Source organism: Burkholderia sp. FL-7-2-10-S1-D7, assembly GCF_001524185.1.
GTDB lineage: Bacteria > Pseudomonadota > Gammaproteobacteria > Burkholderiales > Burkholderiaceae > Burkholderia > Burkholderia diffusa.
This window is the reverse complement of record NZ_LOWY01000076.1, coordinates 1-1,407: the sequence shown is the minus strand read 5'-3', so window position 1 is coordinate 1,407 and position 1,407 is coordinate 1. Positions and strand designations below refer to the sequence as shown.

Annotated in this window: 1 protein-coding gene; it reads right to left on the bottom strand. The window is 60.2% G+C overall.

The window, feature by feature from the left end:
- Nucleotides 1-9 precede the first annotated feature (9 nt).
- Entirely contained in the window at nucleotides 10-1,332 is a 1,323-nt protein-coding gene (locus tag WS75_RS23650; RefSeq protein WP_059683760.1) for an IS4 family transposase, read from the bottom strand.
- Between the last annotated feature and the right edge of the window lie 75 nt (nucleotides 1,333-1,407).

Here is a 1,407-nt window from a genome sequence, read left to right as displayed (position 1 = left end):
TAATGCCGTTCAGTTAAGGTTCTTTCTGAGGAACCGGACAGCGTAACGAGCGGGACGGGACTTGACGGCCCGATCGCATTTGCGATCGGGCCGTTTTACGTTGATGAGCAACTTGAGGTGCTCGCGAAGTCGCTTGAGGACGGCGGGCAACTTGGCGAAGGCAGGCGTTCGCGCAGCCCACATCATCTCGTGCTGAATCAGATGGAACGAGCGAACGAAGCTCAATTCGGTCGGCTCGCACTTGGCTTCAAAGGCGGCGCAGGCCATTTCTCGACGAATCAGGTTGTAGGCGATCAAGGCGCCCCAGATCTCTTGATAGATGCCCTCGACGGTTCGGCTGCGTAGCGTCAGTTCGCTACCCAGCATGGACTGCTTCAGTTCACGGTAGCTGGTTTCGATCTGCCAGCGCCGCTCGTAGCAAGCCACCAGGTCGGCCAACTTGAAGCGGCGCCGATCGGTCAAGGACGTCAGCAGTACTCGCTGCCGCCCCTGTGCATCCTGAATGCGCACCGCACGTGCCGTCCACCACTCCGGCAGATCGGGGCATTTCTGCCGAGCCTGAGGCGAGACGCGCATGCGTACCAGTGCATCGTCCGGTCTGCCGGACAGCACCTCCCAACGCGTATTGGACTTTGCCGGAATGAGGAAGTGGCGATTGCGTTCGCCCGAGCTCAGGCCGCACAGGATCTCGGCTGCCAGGAAGCCTTTGTCGAAGACCGTGAGCGAATGGTCGGGAATCTGCGCCAGCAGATTCTTGGCGTAGATCATCTCGTTGGTGTCGTAGCGGCCAAACGCGATGTTCGCCACGAGATGCGTCGGGATCGAGGTCAGCGTGACAGCCCGCACTTGTGGGTAGCTCGCCACCTTGCCGCTCGCGTAGCTTTGGGCCCCAAAATGTTCCCGATTCGCGGCGCTATCCGGCGTGCGTAGCGTGGTGCCATCCATGGCCCATAGACTGAGGCCTTTGAAGCCATGACGAACAGCGTCATGCTTGCACCATGCCTGCGCGGTTTGCTCGAACAGCCAAGCTATCGGGGCTTGGCCTAAGCGTTGCCGGGCTTGGGTAACGGCGCTCTTGCTGACGAAGGTGGCCTCGTTGGGCAACACCAGCTCAAGGCTGTCCACCACTTCACTGATCGACCAATGACGATAGATCGCCAGCGCAATCACCAGCCAGACCACCTGTTCGGCGGGCAACCGGCGGCGGCGAATGCTCGCCGTGCCGGTCGCTTCGACGGCTTGCTCGATCCATGCATGCGGCAGATGCTCCGCCAACCGGCTCAGGTCGGTCGGTCCGGCATCCAGCATGAAGGTCAGGTGGTCGGTCAGCATCACGCCAAAAGTTAACATCTCAGCGCAGCGTTTACAACCAATCCTTCCCTAAAATAAAAAATGCCGTTCAGCTGC